The organism is Streptomyces sp. NPDC048734 (assembly GCF_043198675.1).
Lineage (GTDB): Bacteria > Actinomycetota > Actinomycetes > Streptomycetales > Streptomycetaceae > Streptomyces.
Window position 1 is genome coordinate 21,087 of the sequence record NZ_JBICUZ010000027.1, and the last position, 6,406, is coordinate 27,492.

The following is a 6,406-nucleotide window of genomic DNA, read 5'->3' on the forward strand; positions in this document are numbered from 1 at the left end:
GAACGGTGGCTGCGGCCGAGTTCGCGGAACTGCTGCGAGAACTGAAGGACCGATCCGGGCTGAGCTACGGCACGCTCGCGAAACGGCTCCACATGAGTACGTCGACGCTGCACCGCTACTGCAACGGGGACGCCGTCCCCACGGACTACGCGCCCGTGGAACGGCTCGCCCGGCTGTGCAAGGCCTCACCGGCCGAGCTGGTCGAGCTGCACCGGCGGTGGGTGCTGGCGGACGCGGGGCGGGGGAAGAAGGCGAGCGGGCCTGCGGCGGAGCCGGACGCGATGCCTGCGGCGCTGCCGGACACGAGGCCGGCGCCGGCAGTTGAGCCGGACACGAGGCCGGCGGAGGCAGTTGAGCCGGACACGGGGCCGGTGGAGGGCGTGAGGGGTGTCCCCGACCCTGCGCCCGCCCTCGACCCTGCGCCCGCCTCCGACCCTGCGCCCGCCTCCGAGCCGGACCCGGACGCCCTCGTCACCGACCTCGTGCGGGACGCCGTACCGCGGCCGTCCGCCGGTCGGCGCCGGCGGCGGGCCGTTCTGGCCGGGATCGCCGTCGTCGCCGTGGCCGGGGCCGTGGTCCTCGGGGTGCGGCTGTCCGGCGGGGGCGCCGAGGACACCGGGGGCGCGCGGGGGGCCGGGGCCACCTCGTCCGTGCGGGGGAAGGAGACGGGGAGCGCGGTGCCGTCCGGGAGCGGGTCTGCATCCGCCCCGCCGTCCGCGTCCCCGTCGGCGTCCGTCTCCGCGTCCGCCTCGGGGACCCCGTCGCCCTCGGCCTCCGGCGGCGAGCGGCCCGGTGCGGCAGTCGAAGAGGGCGACGGAGCTCCTCCGCTCACGGTGGAGGTCCGCCCGAACGCCTGGCTGGACCCCTGCGGCCAGCACTACTTGATCGACCGCGCACCGGAACGGGTCTCGCCGCCGCCCGTCGAACAGGACGCGTCCGCCTGGGTGGCCGCGCACGGGGCCGTGTCCTCCGGGTCGCAGTTCGTGCAGGTGACCGTGCAGGGGACCGGCGAGGAGACGGTGGTCGTCGACGGGCTGAAGGTCCGCACGGTCCAGAAGCGGACGCCGCTCGCCTGGAACGACTACGCCATGGGCTATCCGGGGGTCGGCTGCGGGGGCGGGGTGCCGACCCGGTACTTCACCGTGGCCCTCGACGCCGTGCGCCCGGCGCTGGTGCCGGAGGCCGGGCACGCCGACTTCCCCTTCAAGGTCAGCGAGTCCGACCCCGAGGTCTACTACATCGACGCCGACGCCTCCGCGTACGACGTGAGCTGGACGCTGGAGCTGTCCTGGTCCAGCGGGTCCCGGCACGGCACGCTGATCGTCGACGACAAGGGCAGGCCCTTCCGCACGAGCGGCAACAACGGGCGGCCCGCGTACGAGTTCCCGCTCGGCGGGGCCGCGTGGCAGCGGGCGGGGGCGTCGCCGACGCCGTAGAACCCGTCCGCCGCCCGCCTCTCGCGGGTCCGCACCCTCCGGCTGTGCTGCGTGAACCAGACCCCGCAGGAGATCGCGGAAGGGCTGCGGAGGCCGGGCCGGGGCGGGGGCTCAGGGGGAGCAAGGGGAGCGGTCGGTCCCACGGGGAGGATCAGTCCCACCAGAAGGACCAGACGTGCTCGCCGATCAGCCCGGCGGCGTACGCCTTCAGGGTGCCCGATCCCTGGAGGACGTTGTCCGGGCAGAACGCGAAGTGCTCGGCGGCCACCGACTCCGCCTCCGCGACGGTGGTGGGCGGGGCCGCCACCGAGACGGCCAGGACGTCGAAGCCGATGCCCACGACCCGTATGCCGAAGCGGTCCTCCCACGAACGCAGGACCGCGGACAGCCGCGCCGTGTCGTCCTCGTGGTTCACCGGACCCGACCAGCCGATGGCCGCCGGCACGTCCGCGCTGCGGCGGGCCGGTACGAGGGCCAGGTGCGGTGCCTCGAACCACGAGGGTCCCTCATCCGCGAGGAGGTCGGCGACCTGCGCGGCCCGCACGTCCGGATCGGCGTGGAGCGAGGGGGCGTCGGCCAGACCGGGCCACTCCTCGTCCTCCGCCGCCCACTCCTCCCAGAGGTCCGCGAGGACCTCCTCCGCGTCGTGGTCGCCCGGGTACGACATGTCGGCGGGCGCCAGGTCCCACCGCTGCGGCCCGCCCTGGGAACCGCCCAGGGCGACGAGGACCGGGATCAGTCCGGCCCGCGCCGCAGGTCCGCCCAGCGCCGCCCAGTTGCCCGGTGCCGCCGACCGCTCGGCGTGCCACAACAGCGGCTCGTGCCACACCCCTTGGTCCGTCGTGTCGATCAGCCGGCCCGGCGGGAGCCGGAGGCCGAGGGAACGTCCGCTGGGGTCGGACGCCAGCGTGGGCAGCGGGTTCGGAAGAGTCGCCATGCCGGTGACTGTAGGGGCAGGCACTGACATCGGGACGGCGTGACCGGACCGACGGCGGCCGGCGCACGGCGGTCGGCGCGACGGTCAGCGCGCGGCGGTGGCGGCGGTGCGCCGGGCGGACGCCCCGGCCGTCGTCACCGTCACCACGACCGCGGCCCGTCCTCCCCGGAAACCGGAAGGAGGACGGGCCGCGGTACGCCGGTCGCCGCCGTGGCCGAGCGGCCCTCAGAGCCGCTCGGGCGTGCGGATGCCCAGCAGGGCCATGCCCTTGTGGAGGGTGCGGCCCGTGAGGTCCACCAGGAAGAGGCGGTTCTCGACGACCTCCGGCGCGTTGTCGGCGGACAGCACGTGGCACTGGTCGTAGAACGTCGTCAGGTGCGAGGCCAGCTGGTACAGGTACGCCGCCAGCTTGTGCGGCTCGTAGGCCGCCGCGACCTCCTGGACCGTCTCGCCGAACTGGTCCAGGTGCAGGCCCAGCGCCCGCTCCGCCGGGGCCAGTTCCAGCTCCGGGTGCGCGGCCGGGCGGGCCTCGCCCGCCTTGCGCAGGATCGACTGGATACGGGCGTACGCGTACTGGAGGTAGACCGAGGTGTCGCCGTTCAGCGAGACCATCTGGTCCAGGTCGAACTTGTAGTCCCGCACGGCGGAGGTCGACAGGTCGGCGTACTTGACGGCGCCGATGCCGACGTACCGGCCGTTCTCCTCGATCTCCCGCTCGGTCAGGCCGACCTTCTCCGCCTTCTCCCGCACGACCGCCGTGGCGCGGTCGACCGCCTCGTCGAGGAGGTCGACCAGCTTGACCGTCTCGCCCTCACGGGTCTTGAACGGCTTGCCGTCCTTGCCCAGGACCGTGCCGAAGGCGAGCTGGTGCGCCGTGGCGTCGCCGTTCAGCCAGCCGGCCCGGCGCGCGGTCTCGAAGACCATCTTGAAGTGCAGCGACTGCCGGGCGTCGACGACGTAGACGAGCGTGTCCGCCTTGAGCTGGAGGACGCGGTCGCGGATCGCCGACAGGTCGGTCGCCGCGTAGCCGTAGCCGCCGTCCGACTTCTGCACGATCAGCGGGACCGGGTTGCCGTCCGGGCCCTTGACGTCGTCGAAGAAGACGCACAGCGCGCCCTCCGAGCGGACCGCCACACCCGACTCCTCCAGGAGGCGGCAGGTCTCCGCCAGCATGTCGTTGTAACCCGACTCGCCGACGATGTCCTCGTCCCGGATCTCCATGTCCAGCTTCTCGAAGACGGAGAAGAAGTAGATCTTCGACTCGTCGACGAACCGCTGCCACACGGCGAGGGTGTGCGGGTCCCCGGCCTGGAGGTCCACCACCCGGCGCCGGGCCCGCGTCTTGAACTCCTCGTCCGCGTCGAACAGCCTGCGCGCGGCCTTGTAGAGGCGGTCGAGGTTCGACATCGCCTCCTCACCGCTGACCTCGGAGTCCTTGTGGTCCAGCTCGTGCGGGTGCTCGTCCAGGTACTGGATCAGCATGCCGAACTGGGTGCCCCAGTCGCCGATGTGGTGCCGGCGCACCACGGTCTCGCCGGTGAACTCCAGGATCTGCACGACCGCGGCACCGATGACCGCCGACCGCAGGTGGCCGACGTGCATCTCCTTCGCCACGTTCGGCTGGGCGTAGTCGATCACGGTGGTGCCCGGCGCGTCCGCGAGGGGCACCCCGAGGCGGTCGGCGTCCGCGTACCGCGCGCCGAGGTTCTCCACGATCGCCCGGTCGGTGAGCGTCACGTTCAGGAAGCCCGGCCCGGAGACCTCGATGTCCTCGATCAGGTCACCGGTGACCACCTGGGAGACGACCTGCGCCGCCAGCTCCCGCGGGTTGGCCTTCGCCCTCTTCGCCAGGGCCAGGATGCCGTTCGCCTGGTAGTCCGCCCGGTCGCTGCGTCGCAGCAGCGGGTCCGCGCCGACGGCCTCCGGCAGAGCAGCCGAGAGGGCGGACGCGAGGCGCTGTTCGACGGAGTGAGTGAGGGACGTGACCGAGGCCATGGGGTGGCTGCCGTTCTGCTCGGGTTCCGGACGTACTACGGAGACCGAGTATCCCACGCGGTGAAAAGCGGTTTTCGCGGATGCGGCCCGGCCTGGGACAATGGAACGCACTTCAAACCTTCAAGCCTTCACACCAGAGGACGTGCCGATCGTGGCTCAGAGCACCGAGACCACCGACTGGGTCTCCCGTTTCGCGGATGAGGTCATCGAGGAGTCGGAGCGTCGGGCCCCGGGCAAACCGGTCGTCGTCGTCGCCTCCGGCCTGTCCCCCTCGGGCCCCATCCACCTCGGGAACCTCCGCGAGGTCATGACGCCGCACCTCGTCGCCGACGAGATCCGCCGGCGCGGCCACCAGGTGCGCCACCTGATCTCCTGGGACGACTACGACCGCTACCGCAAGGTCCCGGCAGGGATCGCGGGGGTCGACGAGTCCTGGGCCGAGCACATCGGCAAGCCGCTGACCTCCGTCCCCGCCCCGCCGGGCTCGGCCCACCCGAACTGGGCCGAGCACTTCAAGGCCGCCATGGTCGAGTCGCTGGCGCAGATGGGCGTCGAGTTCGACGGGATCAGCCAGACCCGGCAGTACACCTCCGGCGTCTACCGCGAGCAGATCCTGCACGCCATGCGGCACCGGGGCGACATCGACGCGATCCTCGACCAGTACCGCACCAAGAAGGCCCCGGCCAAGAAGCAGCAGCAGAAGCCGCTCGACGAGGCCGAGCTGGAGGCCGCCGAGGGCTCCGGCGCCGCCGCCGAGGACGACGGCAGCTCCGGCTCGGCCGGCTACTTCCCGTACAAGCCGTACTGCGGCAACTGCGAGAAGGACTTCACCACCGTCACCGCCTACGACGACGACAGCACCGAGCTGACGTACGTCTGCGACCCCTGCGGCTTCTCCGAGACCGTCCGCCTCAACGAGTTCAACCGCGGCAAGCTGGTCTGGAAGGTCGACTGGCCCATGCGCTGGGCGTACGAGGGCGTGATCTTCGAGCCCAGCGGCGTCGACCACTCCTCGCCCGGCTCCTCCTTCCAGGTCGGCGGGCAGATCGTCGGCATCTTCGGCGGCAAGCAGCCGATCGGCCCGATGTACGCGTTCGTCGGCATCAGCGGCATGGCCAAGATGTCCTCGTCCAAGGGCGGCGTCCCCACCCCCGCCGACGCCCTGAAGATCATGGAGCCGCAGCTCCTGCGCTGGCTGTACGCCCGCCGCCGCCCCAACCAGTCCTTCAAGATCGCCTTCGACCAGGAGATCCAGCGGCTCTACGACGAGTGGGACAAGCTCGACGCCAAGGTCGCCGACGGATCCGCCCTGCCCGCCGACGCGGCCGCCCACTCCCGCGCGGTCCGCACCGCCGGCGGCGAGCTGCCCCGCACGCCCCGGCCGCTGCCGTACCGCACCCTCGCCTCCGTCGCCGACATCACCGCCGGACACCAGGACCAGGCGCTGCGCATCCTCAGCGAACTGGACCCCGACAACCCGCTCGGCACCCTCGACGAGGCACGCCCACGCTTCGACAGGGCCGAGGCCTGGATCAACACGCACGTCCCCGCCGACCAGCGGACCGTCGTGCGCGAGGAGCCCGACGGCGAACTGCTGAAGTCCCTCGACGACGACGCCCGCCAGTCGCTGCGGCTCCTGCTCGACGGCCTCGCCGAGAACTGGTCCCTCGACGGACTCACCCACCTCGTGTACGGCGTGCCCAAGGTGCAGGCCGGTTTCTCCCCGGACGCCACGCCCAAGGAACTGCCGCCGGAGATCAAGACCGCCCAGCGGACGTTCTTCGCGCTGCTCTACCACCTGCTCGTCGGGCGCGACACCGGGCCGCGACTGCCCACCCTGCTGCTGGCCGTGGGCCAGGAACGGGTACGGGCCCTGCTCGGGGAGTAGGTCCGGCCGCACGACGGAGGGGGGGGCCCCGGGGGGCCCCCCGGGGCCCCCCCCCCCCCGGCCGGGGCCCCCCCCCCCCCCGGTTGTGGTGCGGGGAGTCCCACCCGGGGGGGGGGGTGGTAGGGGTTTAAAAACGCGGCGGCGCGCCCG

4 protein-coding genes are annotated in these 6,406 nt (G+C 72.7%); 2 read left to right on the top strand and 2 right to left on the bottom strand.

The window, feature by feature from the left end; all coding sequences use genetic code 11:
- The first annotated feature begins 5 nt into the window (after positions 1-5).
- Positions 6-1,436, top strand: coding sequence for a helix-turn-helix transcriptional regulator (locus ACGFQC_RS35210; RefSeq protein WP_363088891.1), 1,431 nt, complete (start codon positions 6-8; stop codon positions 1,434-1,436).
- A 151-nt stretch (positions 1,437-1,587) separates the two neighbouring features.
- On the opposite strand, the gene ACGFQC_RS35215 is transcribed toward ACGFQC_RS35210, so the two are convergent.
- Together ACGFQC_RS35215 and argS are read right to left on the bottom strand one after the other, a co-directional pair.
- A complete protein-coding gene (locus ACGFQC_RS35215; RefSeq protein ID WP_363088892.1) occupies positions 1,588-2,373 on the bottom strand; it encodes a DUF4253 domain-containing protein in 786 nt (261 codons plus the stop codon).
- Between the two features lie 225 nt (positions 2,374-2,598).
- Entirely contained in the window at positions 2,599-4,368 is a 1,770-nt protein-coding gene (argS, locus tag ACGFQC_RS35220) for an arginine--tRNA ligase (protein ID WP_363088893.1), read from the bottom strand.
- 142 nt (positions 4,369-4,510) lie between these two features.
- Between argS and lysS the strand changes: the two genes are divergently transcribed.
- Positions 4,511-6,256: a lysine--tRNA ligase gene (gene lysS / locus ACGFQC_RS35225; RefSeq protein ID WP_363088894.1), complete on the top strand. Its 1,746-nt coding sequence runs from the start codon at positions 4,511-4,513 to the stop codon at positions 6,254-6,256.
- Positions 6,257-6,406 lie beyond the last annotated feature (150 nt).

Coding starts and splice junctions, on each gene's coding strand:
- ACGFQC_RS35215 (WP_363088892.1), bottom strand. CDS start 2,373: ATGGCGACTCTTCCGAACCCGCTGCCCACGCTGGCGTCCGACCCCAGC.
- argS (WP_363088893.1), bottom strand. CDS start 4,368: ATGGCCTCGGTCACGTCCCTCACTCACTCCGTCGAACAGCGCCTCGCG.